This is a genomic window from Muriventricola aceti, assembly GCF_025567565.1.
Lineage (GTDB): Bacteria > Bacillota > Clostridia > Oscillospirales > Oscillospiraceae > Lawsonibacter > Lawsonibacter aceti.
The window spans coordinates 25,388-41,758 of sequence record NZ_JAOQKF010000009.1 but is presented as its reverse complement, the minus strand read 5'-3'; the positions used below and the strand labels follow the sequence as shown (position 1 = coordinate 41,758).

The window sequence follows — 16,371 nt, the reverse complement described above, 5'->3', positions numbered from 1 at the left end:
CCCCTTTTCTATATTACACAAGTCTCCAGACCAGACCAGGTCAGGTCCCGGTCCTCGATATCCCGCCAACAGGAGAACTTATCCTCCAACTCCGCCCAGGTTAAATACCAGAAGTGGTACTGAATATCTAGGTGAGGGGGAAGGATGTCCTCAATGATCCGCTTCAGCTCCCCGAAGCCAGGGGGCTCTCCCGCCACTCCGGGGAAGGACACCGCCACCGCGGCGGCCCCCAGCTCCTCCACTTTGGCGGGGATGCCGCAGCCCAGGATGGTGTCGTTGATCGCCTCGAGGGTAAAGCTGTCCCCGCCGATGCGCAGCAGTGCAGCCAAGGCATCTGCCAACGGGCGGGGCTGGGTGGCTACTGGCCGCCGGAGAAACAGCCGGGCCACCTGTTCCAGTCCCCAGCTCTCTGCCGTGGTCAGGCTGCTCTCCCGCTGGATCTCCTCCAGGGCGGCCATAGCCCTGTCCAGAGCCTCCCCCTGGGCATCCAGCTCACCGCCGTTGAAGGGTGCCTCTAGGTCATAGATTCCCAGGGGACGCAGCAGATCTCGGAGGTATTGGCTGTGGCTCATGGCATCTCCTCCACAGTTAGGGTATCCAGAACGGGCAGCACATCCTGCTCCACATCCACGTCAGCGGTGGGGGAGAGGATGGCGTAGTTTGCCACGCCATCACAGCCGTAGATCAGGCTGCCCAACTGGGCCAGCAATACATCCTGCCCCAGGCGCTGTCCGGTAAACCAGCCCCGGACCGCGTCTTCTACTTCCTCCAACACCTGCTCCGCCCGGTATTCGGAGTGGGGCGCCACCTGGACGGCCACCTGGACAGCCTGTGTCTGGGGCGCCCGCACCTGGACCTCCACAGCGATCTCTCGGCGGCGCTGAAAATACTTGGCCAGTTCATCCAACAGGTCCCGGTCTGGAAGCCCCTGGTGGGTAGCCACCACCACATCCAGCGTCCCTGTTCCCCTGGGCTTGGGTACTACCACTGCCGCCGCCACCGGGTCAAAGGACAGGGCCCCCTGCTGATAAAAGGCGGCGTTGGCCCCGTTGGGCAGCCGCTGGAAGGTATCCAGCACCCGCTGACGCAGCTGCTCATCCCCCTCCCGGTCCACTCCCCCTTGGCAGGGCGACGGGTTGGAGCAGGCGGATATTCCAGCGGGCGCTACCGCCATGGACAGGATGGTTCCTGCTGCCACATTCCCAGAAATGCCGGGGACCAGAGCCTGGACCGGGACATCCACGTGGGCCTGTCCAGCGGCTAGCAGACCATCCTCGATCGTTTCAAAGCGGATCAGGCCGGCTGTCATACAGACCGTCCCCGCTGGAATGGGCCGGTCCGTATTCTCTGAAATTTCGCCAGAAAAACGGACTACGCCCCGCGCCGCCACCGGCTCCTTCCGCTCCAGCCCCCGGAGCTGGGCGTGGCGGTCCAGATACTCCCCCTCCGCCGTCTGGGGAAAGGCCTGCCGTGCCACCCAGCTAGCCTGGACATAAAGGGAAAAGACCTGAGCGGCGCAGGCATACAGGCGGGCGGACAGATCACACCCCTCTGCCGGGGCCACCCCTGTCTTCTCTCCATAGGCGGAGAGCATCTCCTGATAGATCTCCTCCACAGTCTTCACCATGTCACCTCCACCGCTTCACGGGGGGACAGCTCCAGGTCCAGGGAGAGCGGCTGACCCTGCCATTCCAATTGTACCCGAAGCTCCGCTCTGTCTCCTGTCTGTGCCAGGGCTACGTCTTTGACCTTCAATTCCCGCTCTCCTTCTAAGGCCTGGGCCACATACCGGGCAGCCAAGGACTGCCGGACCGATGGCTTCTCCCGCGGCACCTGGTAGAGCCGGCTGCCCAGCTCAGGCAGAAAGGGCAGCCCGCCCCGCCGGGCGGTGAGCCTGTACAACGCCCGGGCAAGTACCTCCTCGCTGCCGGTGAGGGTGGTCAGTCCTCCCGCCCCGTCGGGCACATAGTCCCCCTCAATCAGCTTTCGTTCCATATCTTCCTCCTCACCCCAGCATCTCGGCCACAATTTTTTGGATATATGCCTCCAGAGTCTGGCCGTTGAGATAGACCGTTCCCTCCAGCTCCACTCTGCCCTGGTCCAGCCCAAGGGCGCTGCCTGGGCCGAACAGACGGATCGGTCCCGCCTCCTCAACATTCTCCTGGATCTTTCCCAGGATATAGGGGCTCTCCCGTTCCACGCCCGCCTTGAGTACCAGCACCTTGTCCCCGGCGCCGGGCTGCCAGGAATAGCCGCCTGGGGCGCAGACCGGCAGCCACCGCCGCTCTCCGCCTAACTCCACGGCGGCAGGGTCTCCTCCCAGCGTGACTACGCCTACCTCTGCCGCCGGCTCCTGGCTCTGGGGCAGGCGGCCCCGCTCCGATGTCCACATATTCCATCACCTCAGACCACAAAATCCGGGAGCGCCAGTTCCAGCCTGGTCCATGCACCCTCCATACCCATCCCTGTGGCAGACTGGAGTACCCGGTATCGCCCGTTCCAGTCCCACTTGCTCCGCCGGATGGAGACCAGGTCTCCAGGCCAGGCGCAGAAGGGCTGGGCGATGGTCAGTTCCACCCGTTCCTGTTCCGAGGCGGACCGGTCCAGCTGAAACTGGCCGTTGTACCGCATCGTTTTATAGTTGCTCCGGCCTGGCATAGTCAGCACTCTCCGAGCACTGCCTCCCTGGGACAGAAAATCCCCGTTATCCACCCGCTGTACCGCCCCGGACCACCGGTCCCGGACCAGCACTCGGGATAGAACCCCATACCGCCGGTCCCGGCGGACCAGAGTGGTTACCGGAGTTCCATCCTCTACGAGCCGCTCCTGGCTGTCCTGCCAGCCAGACAGGACCAGACGGCCCAGGCGGTCAAACCGGGGACATACGCCGCCGTAATAGCGGGCGAAATCATAGACCACCGACCACTCACTGCTTCCTGTGGCCACGGAGAAGCGGGTTACAGCGGGCAGCGCCGCCCCTGGAGCGGTCTGGATGCCGTAGGGCGTCACATGGTCCCGGAGGATGTCCGCCAGGGTGGCGGTGCCGTAGTCCTGCCCAATGGCCTCGTTGTCCAGCAGCAGGGCCGCCAGCCCCCGGCCGCTGATTTCCAGCTGGCAGCCTCCCTGGTCCAGCGTGACCTGGCACTCGTCCACCACTCCGTTGAACATATCTTTTCCCTGGTACCGGGCGGAAAAGCGGACCCAGTCTCCAGGGGCGGTCTCTCCCCCCATCTCCCAAGGACAGCGAAAAGTAAAGCTGTCACAGGGCACCCCGGCAGTATACTCCAGCTCCCACTGAGTGGGATAGGGCAGCAGCCACTCCCTGCCCCGCCAGTCTGTCACATAGCCTCTCACCGCACTCGAACCTCCTCGCCCACCCGGATAAGATTCGGGTTTTTGATCTGGGGATTGAGGGCTACCAGCTCGTCCAGGGACAGGCCGTACTGTCCCGCCAGCGCCCACAGGGTGTCCCCCGACACCACCCGGTGGTAGACGGCGGACGGCTCCCACTCCTGGGCGGTCTGGCCGCCCGCTCCGCCCTGGTTCTGCCGGACCGCCAGGCCGGCGTACCAACTGTCGTCCTCCCAAAAGGTGAAGGAATAGCGCACAAAGTCAGGCCGGGGCTCTTGTTCCAGCCGCAAAGACACGAAATAGGCGTTGGCCGCCTGCCACAGCGGGTGGATCAGCAGTCCCGGACCGCCGTTGTAGAACATATTGGCCAACTGCCCAAACTGGCTGTATGCGTCCGGACCCACAAATTCCCCCTCCCCCTCCATGATCCGGTTGGTCCGCCCCAGGTCCTGGAGGCGGAACAGGCCGAAGGGTGTCTTGTGAACGGCCATCTTTCTCTCATAGTCGATGGAGTACACCCTGGGGTTGTGGGGCCAGGTGTAGCTCTTGTAACGCATGGGTGACAGGTCCATTCTGCATACCTCCTTCTGTGGCGGCGGGCCTGACTGCCCGCTCAATAGAGGAAAAAGCCCCCGTCATAGCGGCGGCTGTCCCGGCGAAAGGCCTGGTCCATCTGCCGAATGGACGGCCCGGAGGAACTCTCCGCCTCTCTCGCCCAGTCCGGCTCCGGTCTTCGGCTGTCTGGGTCCATTCCCAGCCCGCCAACTTGGGAAAATGGCCTGTGGAGCGGGATAGGCCCAGCTTCTAGGCCTCCTCCGGACCGGCGCATACCGGAAGCCTCCTGGGCGGTTCTGATTTCATTCAGGGCCGCCGCTGCCCGTTCCCGCTCCAGGAGGACGGAGAGCAGCGGGAGGGCTTCCTCCCCATCCTCCCTTCCCCCTCTGATGAGCGGGGCCTCCGCCCCGGTGGAAGAACCTGGGGCGTCCTCCCGGTCCGGCTCCCGCCGATCCGCCGGGGAAACGAAACTGCCCTGTATACAAAGATCCGTGGCAGGGAGGGAGGTGCCCCCATCCGCCTCCGCCGTCCGGCCGTCCGGGACCGGGATCCACAGGACCATCGCCTCCAGCGCTTGGAGCAGCGCCTCCCCCTGGCCGGGCCCTTCTTCCAAATAGTCGGTCATGGCTTCCCAGCTCCCTGTTCAAATTTCTCCATATCAAAGGAGGTGTTTACGCTCCCCTCCGCCCAGCTGGAGGCCGGCCGGCCGCACACAGGGCAGCGCTCCTCCGCTCCCCGGCTCCTGCACTCTGGGCAAAAACGCTCCAGCTCATCCTCCCGGTCCAGCAGAGTATGGACTAGGCACCAGAGATAGTCCCTTCCCTTCATCTCCCTGGCCCGCTCCTCGGTGGGCAGGGCGTGAAATTCCTTCAGCACCCGCCATCGGAGCCGTTCAGCGGGGGCCCCGCGAAGTTTTTTTTTAGTTCCTCCAACTCCGTTTGGCTCACATCCAGCCCAGGATCGGACCGGCGGCGCAGCTGGGCCCACCGGGCGGCCAGCGCCCCGATCTCCTCCACCGTCAGTCCGGCCAACACGCTCTGTCCATCTGGAAAGACGGGGGTGTGGTTCTCTGTCCGCTCCAGAGCCCGGGCCAGCAGGCAGGCGTTGGAGCACAGGGCCCGCTCCCGGTCCTCACAGGCCAGCTCCCCGGCCTCCCGTCTGGCCTGGAGCACCTCCAGAGCGGACAATAGCCGCAAATCCATCCCGTTATCTAGGTGGACACGGTCCTGCCGTGCCAAAATAGAACTGTCCACCCCTATACCCCCGTTTCGATGCGCCGGGAGGCTACCAGGGTTACCTTCTCCAACACCATGGAGCCTAGAGTGGCGCTCTCCTGAATGGCGCTCCACTGGCAGTCGGAGTAGATGATTTTTTTATCCGGCTTACAGATCACCAGGGAGAAACCGGACAGCTTGTAAAAGTCAATGCCGTCCCGGACGGCCTCGTCCGTGGCGTACAACCGAGTCAGCTCTACTACGTGGGTGGCTTGTCCGGGGACGGTGGCCACCGGCTCCGACTCCCCAAAGGCCTCCACGGCGGTGCTGGATTTGGTAGCCCGTGCGGTGTAACTCTGGACTACCGCAACCCGGGTGCCATCCACTTCCAGATAGATGTCACTGCTGGTGGGAAAGCCAGCGATACTCATATCAATACCCCCTTCTCGCTCTTGTGCCTCAGTCTTTTTTCAGCGGGGCCATTATACCGTGATGTGGGCGGTCAGCCAGATTTGGTTGAGACCGTGGGCCACTGTAAAGGAGAAGTCCACTAGGCATCGGGTGGGCTCCTCAGGGTCAGCGCTCACCGCCACATCCTCATAGCCGGTGATAATCTCCCTGGACAGCTTTTGCTCCAACTCCAGCACTACCTGGGCTCGGATCGCGCCGCGGCTCTGGGGTGTGTTTTTGGCTCTTCGAAACTTGGCCGCCAGCGCTTGGCGCAGGGATGGGATCACGTCGTCCACCACCCGAATGGTGGCCAGGTCCCGCCAGGTGGGGTCCGCCGCAGCCCCGGTGGCAGTCCGGGTGGTCACACCCCGTACCACGCTGACTGTGCCGCCTACCTGCTCTACCGGGGTAACGCCCCCCAGGATAAGCCGGTCCAGGTCCTTTTCTCCATAGCGGCCCTCCAGGCCGTACAGTCCAAGCAGTTCCGCTCCGCCCAGAGGGACTGCCGGATCCGATTCCCCCGCCAGGGCTCCAGCCACCGCCGCCGCCACGGTCAGCCCGGAAATGTCCTCTCCCTCCTGGTCCAATCCACCTGGGGCCACCAGGACCGCCCGCTCCGAGTTCAGTCCCTTTGCTCGGTCGATCAGGTCGTCCACACTCTCCCCCTTGGCTCCAGCCAACAGGGCAAGGCGCTCCCGGTGGTCCGCCGAGGCCGCTTTCACGCTGTCCAGCAGCAGCTTCTGTATCTCTGTGTCGGTGCTGTCACAGAGGACTACGGCGATATCCTCCACCTCTGACAGCTGCGCGAAGGCGGCCTTATAGCCCGCCTCGTCCGCTGTCGCCACAGCGGCCACACCGGAGGCTCCGTTTTTCAGGGCTAGCCGAATCAGCTCCGCCATGCCCTCCGCCCCTTGCGAGCCAAAGGCGGCCACCGCCCTGTCATAGCTGGTGATAATATGCGTCTCTCCGGGAGCGGCTACGGTATTGACTGCCGCCAGTCCCACCAGCCGTCCGCTTCCCCGTCCGCTGACCAGGGATGAGGCATCGTAGGAGGAGTAGACCCCCGGACGCTCATGTACTGTTATGCTCATGGTTTGATTCCACCTCTCAGTTCAAAGTCGGTAAAGAGCCCTCCGGGCTGGGCCGCGGCGTAGAGATAGGCCTGGCATACCACTTGGGCTGGCCGCTTCATCCGCTTGGCCTGACCGTCGTAGACTGTCTCTCCGCAGGCCACCTCCTGAACGGCCAGCCCCTGGGGAGCGCCCTGTGCGAAAGCCTGGACCACCTGGTCAAAGGCCGTCTGAATGCCACCATCCCCCTGTCCCCGAGGGGCGTACAAGTCCAGTCCAAATGTCAGGGCAGCCTTTCGGCCGTACAGCTCCTGCCACAGGCCGGTCCTCTCGTCATACCGCTCTCCCAGGTAGTGCTGAAAGCCGGCGGGACCGGCCTGACATCCCCGGAGGGACACCACGACCAGTGCTCCTTCTTGAACTGGGCGCTCCCCGGCGGGCCAGGCGGCGAATGCCTGAACTCCCTGCTCTTTCAGGTAATCCACCATCTGTTCCCGGATGTTTTCCAGTCCTCCGCTCATGTTGCCTCCCTGTCCCTGGGCCGCAGCAGGGCCCACCAGTGGCTGTCCCCCACCAGATGGGCCGACTGCACCTCAAAGGCCCGGTCCTTCCACTCCACTTGGCTCCGCCCTGCCTCCAGCGGGATGTCGGCAGGTCCTAGATATAGATACCGGTCCTCCGGACGCTGGCCCAGGGGAGAAGGGAGGCGTTGCTCCCTCTCCCGGTCCAGCACTGGCTGGAGGAAAGCCCGCAGAGGCCGGTCCTCCATCCCTTCCAAGCGCAGCGTCACCTCCTGGCCGTACATGGCCAGAAGGGAGCGCCACTCCCGCTCCATCATCCCCGCACCCCCCGAAAGGCAAAGCCGGTCTCTCCCAGCCAGGGGGCCAGCAGCCGTTCCGCCGTAGCGGTCAGGCCGCCCTCTCCGGCCGTTCCCCCCATACGGATGGACAATTCTCCGGCGGTGAAGGAGGACACTCGGCCGCTTCCCACGGCCCGCTCCAGCCCATCCATCGCCAGCATGGCGGCAGCCAGAGGGAAGGCGGGACCACACAAGCCGGGGGAGGTCCCCGGCTTCAGCCGCCGCTCCAAAGCCTGCGCACTGGCCTGAGCCAGGGGGAGCAACAGCCCCTCCTGGTCCTCGGTGGCTCCCATGGCTCGGCACAGAGCCATGATCTCCTCCGTCATGTCACACCTCCAGTACCCGGCTGGCTCCCTGGAAGATCTTGGCGAAGCCGCAGATCGTGGTGATGGCGGCCCGCTCTAGCTGCCGGTCGATAAGCTTGTCATACTCCACCATTACGTCGCTCCCCTGGACCATCTCCAGGGCAAATCGCTTGTCCAGCCCGATAGCGGTGCCGCTAGGCAGGACCGAGGTACGCAGCAGCTGGGCGCCCAGGGGGGTGGTCAGCTTGCCTGTCCCCTGGAAATTCAGGCCGGTAAGGGGGTTCTGGAACTCCGTCAGCTTGAGCAGCTTGACCATAACATCCCCGGACACTAACAGGGCGTTCATCTCATAGGGGTCAAATTTGGCCCAGAAGTCCACCAGGTCCTCATACGTCAGAGTGCCGGTTGACTTAACCTGGTCCGCCTCGGCCCCATTGTCGTTGCCGTCCCCATGGATAAGCACTTCCACGCCGTCGGCCAACAGTGTCCGGGCGATGTGGGCCCCCATCTGACGCAGAGTGACCGAGAACAGGTCCAGCTTTTGATAGCGCACCGCCTCATAGCTGGCTACCAGCATCCGTCCTCTCTTGTGGAGCCGGACCAGGTTGGACTGGACCTGCACTGTGGTGGCGGGGATGGAGGCGCCCTCCTCCACGTGGCGCAGCTCCTTACTGTCCCCTCCCGCCTCGGCAGTGATGGAGCGGTAGTCCATGCCGTCAAAACGGGTCACAGCGGCGGTGATGTGGGGGAGAATGTCGCTCTCCTCCATACCCTGCCGGACCGACCGGGCGATGTACTCTGGAAAGAGGACGGCGGAATCGGCGGTTCGGAAAAACTTTTCCACTACGTCGCTGCCAGCTCCCTTTACCCGGATATCAAACCGCTTGAGCTGCCGCTGGAAAGCGTCCAGCCCCTCCAGGCTGGTTCCCTTGTACTGGTCGCTGGGGTCCTGGCGCTCTAGCACCTGGGTGAAGGTACTGCCCGCCTCCTGATACATCCCTTTGTCCAGCTTCAGATTATCGTAACAAAACGCCATGCTCACACGCTCCTTTCCAAATTACAGGCAGAGGACAGCAGTGCCGTCCTCTGCCGTGCTGACCACCAGGGCCCTGACCCCGGCGGGGGAGGGCAGTGTGACCGCTCCGCTTTCCACAGTCACCGAAGGGGCTTCGGCCGCCTTTACGCCTCCCTGCCCGTCCGCCGCCAGCTCCACCCAGCCCAGGTTCAGCTGCCCAGTGCGGGACACTTTTGTAAAGCCCTTCACCTGGACGGCCGCGGCCCCATTTCTGGGCTCCAGAGCCACGCCGCAGAAGGCGTCCCCATCCGCGCAGGGACCAACTGTGCCATCCTCTGTCACCTTGACCACCTGGCCGCCCTTCACGCCGGTGTCGGCGGCAAAGCTGACCGTCACCGCTCCCATCTCTTCAAAGGAAAATTTGCTCATCCTCATGTCCTCCTCTGTTTATTTGGCAGGGCGGGGCAAATCCCCCGCCGCTGTCCTCAGATCAAAAACGCCCTGTCCCTGTCCCGCTCTGGGGCCTGGTCCTGCTGATATTGGAGCTGGGGGAGCAGCGGATACCGCTCCGCCGCCCGGCGACGGCAGCCATCTTCCATCGCCAGCAACTCCTCCCAGGACAGCTTGGCCGCCACACCTTTTAAGGTGTCCCGGTCCAGTCCTATCTGGGCTAGCATGCCAAGCCGGACTACCTCCTCCCGTAGCCGGGAGAGATAGCGCCGCCCTGTTTCAGCCTCCTCCTCCAGCCGCTCCAGCTCCAGGGCACAGCCGGGGGCCTGACGGACCAGCTCCTTCAGGCTGGTATGCCGCCCCGCCCCTTTGATCACCCCGGCCAGGGGCTGGGCGGGTACCGCTACGAAGGAAAACTCATAGGCGTCGCTCGCCCCTTCCAGATTGGCAAAACAAAGCCTTCCGCCGTATTCCTGGCCCTTCCGGTGGCCGCAGTCCCCAGTCCGCAGGTCCCCGCCGCAGATGGAACACACCGCCCGCTCCACGGCGCAGCCCACGCTGACCTCCCGCTTGATCCCCCCTTCGATCTCCGCGATCAGGTCCCGGCCGCTCTCGGTCCGCACCATGTAGGCGTAGCCCTTCAGCCAGCAGTAACCGTCCCCGGCCAGAGTGATTTTTTCCGGCTCCCGGATCACCTCCGTCTTATAGATCCGGGCCGACTGCCCCCGGGCGGACCACTGGTGGTCAAAAATTCCGCTCTTGCCCACAAACAGTCCGGCCAGCTCCTCCAAAGTCTGTGGAGAAAACCGCTCAAAGTCCCGGTCCACCTGGTCGTCACACAGTCGAACGGAAAAGGTGTACACCTCCTCCGCCTTGAGCTCTTTGCGGGCCAGCTGGTTGATCAGGGCCAGGTCCTCCGGACTCACCTCTGTTTCCTGCCCCCCCTGGCTCTCTTTTATGATCTTCATGCCATTTCCTCCCTCAACTTGTCCGCTTGGGCCCGGTACAGCTCGGCCCGAGCTTCTTCCACCATATCCTGCAGGTCGATGTCCTCCCACTCCAGCTCCACCCGGTCGTCAAAGCCGTGGAGCTGCAGCCACAGCTCCGCCACACGGAGCAGGGCCGGCTCCACCGTCCGGCGGATGGCTGTGATCTCACTGGTCAGCAGGTCGGCCTGCTGGGCGCTCATCCGCTCCGTGGCCGACCAGGACAGGCCCAGCATGAAGGGCGGGATGCCTGTCCGGGCCACTAATTGTTCCAGAATCTGCCGCACGGGTACTTGGCTGTCCAGCACCGGACTGTCCGCCCCGATGACCTTGATGTCCACGTCCCCCACCGCTACAAAGTCACGCACCTGACCCTCCCGGCCGGCGGCCATGGCGGAGGACCACTCCTGGACGATCTGGCCGCACCGCTCCTGGGCAAAGGCCTCCTCGCCCTGGCCCGGCCTGCATACCACCGCAAAGCGGAGGTTACCTGCCCGCTCCCAGTTCTGGCCGGTGGCCTGAAAAATCTTCAGCAGGATGCCTGCCAGAAAGGGCATGGAGCGCAGCAGGGATACCCCGCAGGGGGCGTCTCCTGTGGGTTGGAATGGTGTAAACAGGAGCAGCTCCTGCCAGGGCAGCTCCCGGACTGCCCCCGCCTCTCTTCGGCACAGGAGGAAGTCCATGGGGCTGTCCCCCAGCCGCGCCTCTACCTGCTCTGGATCGGCGCAGAGCAGGGCGGCGATATCCCTGCCGTCGCCGGACAGCACCATCTCCCCCAGACCGTGGCCGCAGGTGAACAGGTCGTCCAGATACCGGTCCAAGAAGGATTGGACGCCCCGCTGCCCCCAGCCCGTGTCCACAGTTCGCCAAAAGCGATCCAGGCCCGCCTGAGCCCTGCCGTCTCCACACCGGGGAGTCGTCCCGCCACACAGCCGTACCAGCTTCCAGATGGCGGCGTCCACTAGGGGGACCCCCTCCCGGATCGCCCGGTACAGCTCCACCTCACCGGAGCTCAGGGGCACATAACGGTCCAGCGCCCCGAAGGGCTGTCCCTTTCCCTGCCGTACCTGGACCACCGGGGCGGGAGGCTCCCGCCGCTTTCGTTCCCACCATTTCATGCTGTTTGCTCCTTTCTATGGATTATCTGAGAGTACCAGCCTCTATTGGTAATCAGGGTCTGATCTTCCGCCGCAAAAATAAGGGAGAACTATGTCTTTAAAACCCGCTCCGCTCTACCACTCCGGCGTAGAGACCGCCTCGTCTCTCCTCTCGGGCGGCTACCGTGGCAGCGAAATACCGGATTTCGTCCATAGCGTGGTCGTGCTCCTTTTTTACCTGGTCCCGCCCCTGGCAGTCCGGGTCCCAGTGGTAAAGGGAAAACTCCCGGATGGCGGCCGTGCATCCCGCGCAGACGACCAGCTTTCCGGCCTTTAGCAGCCTGGCGGTGAGACGAATACCTGATAGGACCCGGTTGTCAGCCGGCAGCACCCGCCATCCCCTGCGGCGCAGAGTTTCCAGGAAGCTGGCCGCAGCCGGGTCTACCACTACTCCCTGGATGGACCGTCCACCCGCCAGAGCCGTTAGGTCGTCGGCGTACTCCTCGTCGGTCTTTTGCCGGTGTTCCTCTCTTGAGTTGTAGTAATACTCCTTTACCCGATACCAGACTCCATCTCGCTGTCCCCACAACCCCATGGAGGTGGGGTTGGCCGTACCATAGTCCACAGAGATGTGCCACCGCTCCAATCCGTTCTCCGGGGCCTCTTTCCAAAAGCTCTCGTCCAGAAAGTCGTAGACCAGCCCTTCGGCGGCTACCCACTCTCCCAGAACGAACCGCCGGTAAAAGGTCCCCTGAAACATGGTACGGTATCTCTCACGTACCTCAGGGGTCAGCCCAGGATTGTCCTCCATAGAAAAAGGGAGGCGCAGGACTTTCTTCTCCTCCGCCTTTCGTACCCACTCCTGATAAAACCAGTGGGCTGGAGACTCCGGGTTGCAGGAGAACCACAGTCTGCTGCCCGCCACCGAGCACCGGGCCACAGCCTGCTCCACAAAGGACCGAGGCATGAGCGCCACCTCATCTAGCAGGGCTCCCGCCAGCGTAATCCCCTGGATCAAAGCCGCTGAACCCTCGTCCCGCCCTCCAAACAGATAAAAGGTGTTGACCCGTCCCCCCAGTCGGACGGTGAGCAGGTTTTTGGACGTCCTTTTCTCGCACCGGAATCCCATATCATCCAGCAGAGGCAGCAGTTCCTCCAGCAGATTGCGGCCTATGGACTGGATGGTCTTGCCACACAGGGCAAAGTTCTTCCGGTGAAAGGACACCATGGCCCAGCAAAAAAAGGACAGGCCAGTACACAGTGTCTTGCCGCTTCGTACTGCCCCGTCGCAAAGAATAGCTTGCCTGTCCCGGTCCGGAGATCCTGGCCGCCACCAGGTCAGCACCCGCCGTTGTTTTGGGGAAAATACCAGCTCTCTCACTCCTGCCCCTCCATAGCCTGGAGGAACCGATCCACCTGTTCCTGACCGCTGTGTTCCGCCGCGTCCAGCAGCAGCTCCAGCAATCTGGCCCGGTCGGTAAACTTCAGCTCAATGACCCCATTCGCCCCCCGCTTAAATTCGGTGAGCCCGTCCAGCTCCAACTTCTCCAGCCGCCCCGGCTCCTCCTCCGGCCAGCAGGCCAGCCGTACCGCGTCCTCCACCCTGGCGTTAGCCAGCTTCCACATCCGTTCTAAAATATCCTCCCTCCCAGGGAGCTTTTTCTTTGCCACCCTATCCCTCCTCACCCTCTGCCCTCCCGCCCCAAAAGTTGTATCTTCCCGTCCATGCAGGAGCAAAAATGAAAATTTTTTCTAAATAGTAAAGTCAGCTTGACACAAAATGTTAAGTGTGCTATACTTCTTGTTGTAAAGTGCGCTTTACATCTCGAAAGGAGGTGTCTGGGTGACCAATCGCATCGCGGAGCTTCGGAAGGAGCGCCGTATCTCTCAGGCGGAGCTGGCGGACGAGGTGGACGTCACCCGTCAGACCATTATTTCCCTGGAGAACGGCCGGTACAATGCCTCGCTTCTCCTGGCCCACCGCATTTCCAAATACTTTGGGTTGACCATCGAGGAAGTCTTTTTGTTTGAGGAGGATGAGCCATGAAAAAATTTCCACCAAAAAATTTTTTCCCTGGGATCGGTCTGGGGATCGCCGTTGGACTTGGCGTAGCGGCGGTTATTTTGGGGGACCGCCTCACGGCCCCTATCAGCGGGCTGTGCTTTGGCCTGGCCGGGGCTTTGGGCGGTCTCTCCGGCAGCCGGCTCCTCATGGCCCACTTTGACCGGACCTGGACCCCGGAGGAGCGGAAGGAGATTGAGCGAGCGGAGCGTGACGAACGCAACGTATCCATCCGGGAAAAGGCGGCCTATTCCAGCTGGTACTGGACGTTATATCTTCTGTGGGCGGTATTTTTTCTTACGTTGGTGCTGGGCAGCGGATTTCCCACCGCTCTAGTGGCGGTCGTCATCACCCTCCACTGTGTGTTCTACATGGTCAATGTGAACCGCTGGACCAAAAAGCTGTGAGCCGCCGGTTGGAGTTGTCCATTTCCCCGGAGCTGGAGGGGAGCAAAGTGGACACTATTTTAAAAAAGCGGCTGGGACTGTCGGGCACGGTGGTCCGCCGGATTAAGTGGTGGCCGGACGGCATTCTTCTGGATGGACAGCGGGTTCAAACTGATGCCCGCCCCCAGGTGGGCCAGCTTCTCTCCGTCCGGCTGGATGACCTGGAGCGGCGCAGCGGCATTGTCCCGGCCCCCGGCCCCTTGGACCTCGTCTACGAGGATGAAGACCTGATAGTAGTGAATAAGGCCCCCGGTGTCCCCGTCCATCCCGGTCCGGGGCATTATAATGATACTCTGGGTAATTTTTTACTCTGGCATTACGATTTGGAGGGAGATTCTGCGGACTTTCACCCGGTCCATCGGCTGGACCGTGGCACCTCCGGCCTGCTGGTGGCGGCCAAACACCCTCATGCCCAGGAGATTCTGAAACGCCAACTCCACGCAGAGGGATTCCGACGGACCTATCTGGCGGTCTGTGAAGGCAGGCCGGAGCCCCCCTCCGGCCTCATCAGCGCCCCTCTGGGGCCGAAGGACGGGTCTCTGGTGGAGCAGATGGTCCGCCCAGACGGCAAGCCGGCCCGCACGCGCTATCGAGTGCTGTCCGCCCACAGTGGCCGCTCCCTCCTCCGCCTGGAGCTGGATACCGGCCGAACCCACCAGATTCGGGTCCACATGGCCTATCTCGGCCACCCCCTTACCGGGGACTTCCTGTATGGGAGGGAAGACCGGACGCTGATCTCTCGCCCGGCCCTTCATTCGGCGGAGCTCTCCTTCCTTCACCCCCTGACTGGCCGCCTTCTGTCCTTCTCCCGCCCGATGCCAGGGGATATGGCCGCCCTGCTCTCTGATTAGAGGTGTTTTCCCCCAAATGCGGCTGGAAATTTCCCTTTTTCTGTGTTATACTGTGGGCGAAACCTGATCTTACCACCAGAGGAGGATTTTTCTATGTCCTATCAAGATAGATACCAGGAGTGGCTCCACAGCCCCGCCCTCTCCGCCGCGGAGAAGGCGGAGCTGGAGTCCATCCAGAACGACCCCAAGGAGATCGAATCCCGTTTCTTCGATCAGCTCTCCTTTGGCACCGCCGGCCTGCGGGGCACCATGGGGGTGGGACTGTACCGGATGAACGTCCATGTCATCCGCCACGCCACCCAGGCCTTTGCCCAGGTGATTCTGGAGGAGGGGCCCCAAGCTGCCGCCCGGGGGGTGGCGATCTGCTTTGACTGCCGGAACAATTCTGATATTTTTGCCAAAGAGGCCGCCTGTGTCATGGCCGCCAACGGCGTCCCTGTCCGTCTGTTCCAGGCGCTCCGCCCCACGCCGGAGCTTTCCTTTGCCGTTCGGGAGTATGGCTGCATCGCCGGCATCAATGTCACCGCCAGCCATAACCCCAAGGAGTATAACGGCTATAAGGTTTACTGGGAGGATGGGGCCCAGCTCCCTCCCAGGCACGCCGACGAGGTGGCCAAAAAGATGAAGGAGCTGGACGTGTTTGCCTGTGTAAAAACCATGGATTACGACCAGGCCGTAGCCAGCGGCCAGATCGTCCTCATGGGGGCGGAGACTGACGAGAAATTCCTGGCCAACGTCATGGAGCAGGTCAATGACAAAGCCGTGGTGGAGCAGGTGGCGGACACCTTTAAAATGGTGTATACCCCCTTCCACGGCACCGGCTACCAACTGATTCCCGAGGCCCTGCGCCGTCTGGGCATGAAGCACGTCATCTGCGTTCCGGAGCAGATGGTGGTGGACGGGAACTTCCCCACCGTGGTCTCCCCCAACCCGGAAAACCCAGAGGGCTTTGCCCTGGCGGTGGAGCTGGCGAAGCGGCATGGGGCGGACTTTATCCTGGGCTCCGACCCGGACGCGGACCGGGTGGGCATCATGGTCAGGACCGGGGACGGCAACTTTAAGGTCATTTCCGGCAACCAGACCGGCGTACTGCTGCTTGACTACCTGATCGGAGCCAAGCGCCGCACAGGCAGGATGCCGGACAAGCCCGTAGCTCTGAAAACCATCGTCACCACCGAGATGGCCCGTAAGGTGGCCGAGGTCAACGGCCTTCAGTGCTATGACACCTTCACTGGCTTCAAGTTCCTGGCCCAGAAGAAGGACCAGCTGGAGGAAAGCGGCCAGGGCAGCGTCATCATGTCCTACGAGGAGTCCTACGGTTATATGCTGGGTGACTATGTGCGGGACAAGGACGCTGTGTCCGCCAGTGTGGAGCTCACCGAGATGGCGGCCTGGTACGCCTCTCAGGGCATGACGCTCTATGATGCCCTCCAGGCGCTCTATCAAAAGTACGGCTGCTACGGGGAAAAGACCCTGAATCTGGTCATGCCTGGATTGGACGGGCTAAAGAAGATGGCCGCGCTCATGGCGTCCTTGCGCTCCCAGCCCCCGGTGGAAATTGCCGGTGTGGCGGTAAAGGAGCAGAAGGACTACCAGGATGGCTCCGTAGTCGCTGTGGCCGATGGTTCCAAATCCTTTATGGAGCTGTCCGGCTCCAATG

24 protein-coding genes are annotated in these 16,371 nt (G+C 62.8%); 4 read left to right on the top strand and 20 right to left on the bottom strand.

Annotated features, from left to right (window positions below; genetic code table 11):
• Positions 1-8: 8 nt before the first annotated feature.
• From OCV64_RS10695 to OCV64_RS10600, 20 genes are all read right to left on the bottom strand, one after another.
• Complete coding sequence (locus OCV64_RS10695; protein ID WP_147572355.1) at positions 9-572, bottom strand: DUF2313 domain-containing protein; 564 nt, start codon at positions 570-572, stop codon at positions 9-11.
• Entirely contained in the window at positions 569-1,627 is a 1,059-nt protein-coding gene (locus OCV64_RS10690) for a baseplate J/gp47 family protein (RefSeq protein WP_262669974.1), read from the bottom strand. The genes OCV64_RS10695 and OCV64_RS10690 overlap by 4 nt, the downstream gene beginning before the upstream one ends.
• The gene (locus OCV64_RS10685; RefSeq protein WP_147572354.1) at positions 1,621-1,995 is read right to left on the bottom strand and encodes a hypothetical protein; all 375 of its coding nucleotides are present in this window, start codon (positions 1,993-1,995) and stop codon (positions 1,621-1,623) included. Before OCV64_RS10685 ends, OCV64_RS10690 begins: the two co-directional genes overlap by 7 nt.
• A gap of 10 nt (positions 1,996-2,005) precedes the next feature.
• Entirely contained in the window at positions 2,006-2,392 is a 387-nt protein-coding gene (locus OCV64_RS10680; protein WP_147572353.1) for a hypothetical protein, read from the bottom strand.
• Between the two features lie 11 nt (positions 2,393-2,403).
• Positions 2,404-3,354, bottom strand: a complete 951-nt coding sequence (locus OCV64_RS10675; RefSeq protein WP_147572352.1) for a hypothetical protein — start codon at positions 3,352-3,354, stop codon at positions 2,404-2,406.
• Entirely contained in the window at positions 3,351-3,923 is a 573-nt protein-coding gene (locus OCV64_RS10670) for a LysM peptidoglycan-binding domain-containing protein (RefSeq protein ID WP_262669973.1), read from the bottom strand. The genes OCV64_RS10675 and OCV64_RS10670 overlap by 4 nt, the downstream gene beginning before the upstream one ends.
• A 41-nt stretch (positions 3,924-3,964) precedes the next feature.
• The gene (locus tag OCV64_RS10665) at positions 3,965-4,531 is read right to left on the bottom strand and encodes a hypothetical protein (protein ID WP_262669972.1); all 567 of its coding nucleotides are present in this window, start codon (positions 4,529-4,531) and stop codon (positions 3,965-3,967) included.
• Positions 4,528-4,782, bottom strand: coding sequence for an anaerobic ribonucleoside-triphosphate reductase (locus tag OCV64_RS10660; RefSeq protein ID WP_262669971.1), 255 nt, complete (start codon positions 4,780-4,782; stop codon positions 4,528-4,530). The genes OCV64_RS10665 and OCV64_RS10660 overlap by 4 nt, the downstream gene beginning before the upstream one ends.
• A complete protein-coding gene (locus OCV64_RS10655) occupies positions 4,776-5,159 on the bottom strand; it encodes a hypothetical protein (RefSeq protein ID WP_147572350.1) in 384 nt (127 codons plus the stop codon). The genes OCV64_RS10660 and OCV64_RS10655 overlap by 7 nt, the downstream gene beginning before the upstream one ends.
• A gap of 2 nt (positions 5,160-5,161) precedes the next feature.
• Positions 5,162-5,551 (bottom strand): hypothetical protein, encoded by a 390-nt coding sequence (locus OCV64_RS10650; RefSeq protein ID WP_147572349.1) that lies wholly within the window; start codon positions 5,549-5,551, stop codon positions 5,162-5,164.
• Between the two features lie 51 nt (positions 5,552-5,602).
• Positions 5,603-6,661, bottom strand: coding sequence for a phage tail sheath C-terminal domain-containing protein (locus OCV64_RS10645; protein ID WP_262669970.1), 1,059 nt, complete (start codon positions 6,659-6,661; stop codon positions 5,603-5,605).
• Complete coding sequence (locus OCV64_RS10640) at positions 6,658-7,161, bottom strand: hypothetical protein (RefSeq protein ID WP_262669969.1); 504 nt, start codon at positions 7,159-7,161, stop codon at positions 6,658-6,660. Before OCV64_RS10640 ends, OCV64_RS10645 begins: the two co-directional genes overlap by 4 nt.
• Complete coding sequence (locus tag OCV64_RS10635; protein ID WP_262669968.1) at positions 7,158-7,478, bottom strand: hypothetical protein; 321 nt, start codon at positions 7,476-7,478, stop codon at positions 7,158-7,160. Before OCV64_RS10635 ends, OCV64_RS10640 begins: the two co-directional genes overlap by 4 nt.
• Positions 7,475-7,825 (bottom strand): hypothetical protein, encoded by a 351-nt coding sequence (locus OCV64_RS10630; RefSeq protein ID WP_262669967.1) that lies wholly within the window; start codon positions 7,823-7,825, stop codon positions 7,475-7,477. The genes OCV64_RS10635 and OCV64_RS10630 overlap by 4 nt, the downstream gene beginning before the upstream one ends.
• Before the next feature lies 1 nt (position 7,826).
• Complete coding sequence (locus OCV64_RS10625; protein ID WP_186852870.1) at positions 7,827-8,840, bottom strand: phage major capsid protein; 1,014 nt, start codon at positions 8,838-8,840, stop codon at positions 7,827-7,829.
• Between the two features lie 21 nt (positions 8,841-8,861).
• Positions 8,862-9,248: a hypothetical protein gene (locus OCV64_RS10620; protein WP_262669966.1), complete on the bottom strand. Its 387-nt coding sequence runs from the start codon at positions 9,246-9,248 to the stop codon at positions 8,862-8,864.
• A gap of 56 nt (positions 9,249-9,304) precedes the next feature.
• The gene (locus OCV64_RS10615) at positions 9,305-10,237 is read right to left on the bottom strand and encodes a hypothetical protein (protein WP_262669965.1); all 933 of its coding nucleotides are present in this window, start codon (positions 10,235-10,237) and stop codon (positions 9,305-9,307) included.
• Positions 10,234-11,373 (bottom strand): phage portal protein, encoded by a 1,140-nt coding sequence (locus tag OCV64_RS10610; RefSeq protein ID WP_262669964.1) that lies wholly within the window; start codon positions 11,371-11,373, stop codon positions 10,234-10,236. The genes OCV64_RS10615 and OCV64_RS10610 overlap by 4 nt, the downstream gene beginning before the upstream one ends.
• Before the next feature lie 97 nt (positions 11,374-11,470).
• The gene (locus OCV64_RS10605; RefSeq protein ID WP_186852874.1) at positions 11,471-12,733 is read right to left on the bottom strand and encodes a PBSX family phage terminase large subunit; all 1,263 of its coding nucleotides are present in this window, start codon (positions 12,731-12,733) and stop codon (positions 11,471-11,473) included.
• Entirely contained in the window at positions 12,730-13,023 is a 294-nt protein-coding gene (locus tag OCV64_RS10600) for an XRE family transcriptional regulator (protein ID WP_147572341.1), read from the bottom strand. The genes OCV64_RS10605 and OCV64_RS10600 overlap by 4 nt, the downstream gene beginning before the upstream one ends.
• A 172-nt stretch (positions 13,024-13,195) precedes the next feature.
• Between OCV64_RS10600 and OCV64_RS10595 the strand changes: the two genes are divergently transcribed.
• The 4 genes from OCV64_RS10595 to OCV64_RS10580 all read left to right on the top strand — a co-directional run.
• The gene (locus OCV64_RS10595) at positions 13,196-13,399 is read left to right on the top strand and encodes a helix-turn-helix transcriptional regulator (protein WP_147572340.1); all 204 of its coding nucleotides are present in this window, start codon (positions 13,196-13,198) and stop codon (positions 13,397-13,399) included.
• Positions 13,396-13,821, top strand: coding sequence for a hypothetical protein (locus OCV64_RS10590; RefSeq protein ID WP_147572339.1), 426 nt, complete (start codon positions 13,396-13,398; stop codon positions 13,819-13,821). The genes OCV64_RS10595 and OCV64_RS10590 overlap by 4 nt, the downstream gene beginning before the upstream one ends.
• A gap of 47 nt (positions 13,822-13,868) precedes the next feature.
• Positions 13,869-14,711 (top strand): RluA family pseudouridine synthase, encoded by an 843-nt coding sequence (locus OCV64_RS10585; protein WP_262669963.1) that lies wholly within the window; start codon positions 13,869-13,871, stop codon positions 14,709-14,711.
• A gap of 93 nt (positions 14,712-14,804) precedes the next feature.
• Positions 14,805-16,371, top strand: a 1,567-nt coding sequence (locus tag OCV64_RS10580; protein ID WP_262669962.1) for a phospho-sugar mutase, incomplete at its 3' end; no start/stop codon positions are given.

Bases quoted from the DNA above. Each gene is read 5' to 3' on its own strand.
- OCV64_RS10695 (WP_147572355.1), bottom strand. From the start codon at position 572: ATGAGCCACAGCCAATACCTCCGAGATCTGCTGCGTCCCCTGGGAATC.
- OCV64_RS10690 (WP_262669974.1), bottom strand. From the start codon at position 1,627: ATGGTGAAGACTGTGGAGGAGATCTATCAGGAGATGCTCTCCGCCTAT.
- OCV64_RS10685 (WP_147572354.1), bottom strand. From the start codon at position 1,995: ATGGAACGAAAGCTGATTGAGGGGGACTATGTGCCCGACGGGGCGGGA.
- OCV64_RS10680 (WP_147572353.1), bottom strand. From the start codon at position 2,392: ATGTGGACATCGGAGCGGGGCCGCCTGCCCCAGAGCCAGGAGCCGGCG.
- OCV64_RS10670 (WP_262669973.1), bottom strand. From the start codon at position 3,923: ATGGACCTGTCACCCATGCGTTACAAGAGCTACACCTGGCCCCACAAC.
- OCV64_RS10665 (WP_262669972.1), bottom strand. From the start codon at position 4,531: ATGACCGACTATTTGGAAGAAGGGCCCGGCCAGGGGGAGGCGCTGCTC.
- OCV64_RS10650 (WP_147572349.1), bottom strand. From the start codon at position 5,551: ATGAGTATCGCTGGCTTTCCCACCAGCAGTGACATCTATCTGGAAGTG.
- OCV64_RS10645 (WP_262669970.1), bottom strand. From the start codon at position 6,661: ATGAGCATAACAGTACATGAGCGTCCGGGGGTCTACTCCTCCTACGAT.
- OCV64_RS10640 (WP_262669969.1), bottom strand. From the start codon at position 7,161: ATGAGCGGAGGACTGGAAAACATCCGGGAACAGATGGTGGATTACCTG.
- OCV64_RS10635 (WP_262669968.1), bottom strand. From the start codon at position 7,478: ATGATGGAGCGGGAGTGGCGCTCCCTTCTGGCCATGTACGGCCAGGAG.
- OCV64_RS10630 (WP_262669967.1), bottom strand. From the start codon at position 7,825: ATGACGGAGGAGATCATGGCTCTGTGCCGAGCCATGGGAGCCACCGAG.
- OCV64_RS10625 (WP_186852870.1), bottom strand. From the start codon at position 8,840: ATGGCGTTTTGTTACGATAATCTGAAGCTGGACAAAGGGATGTATCAG.
- OCV64_RS10620 (WP_262669966.1), bottom strand. From the start codon at position 9,248: ATGAGCAAATTTTCCTTTGAAGAGATGGGAGCGGTGACGGTCAGCTTT.
- OCV64_RS10615 (WP_262669965.1), bottom strand. From the start codon at position 10,237: ATGAAGATCATAAAAGAGAGCCAGGGGGGGCAGGAAACAGAGGTGAGT.
- OCV64_RS10610 (WP_262669964.1), bottom strand. From the start codon at position 11,373: ATGAAATGGTGGGAACGAAAGCGGCGGGAGCCTCCCGCCCCGGTGGTC.
- OCV64_RS10590 (WP_147572339.1), top strand. From the start codon at position 13,396: ATGAAAAAATTTCCACCAAAAAATTTTTTCCCTGGGATCGGTCTGGGG.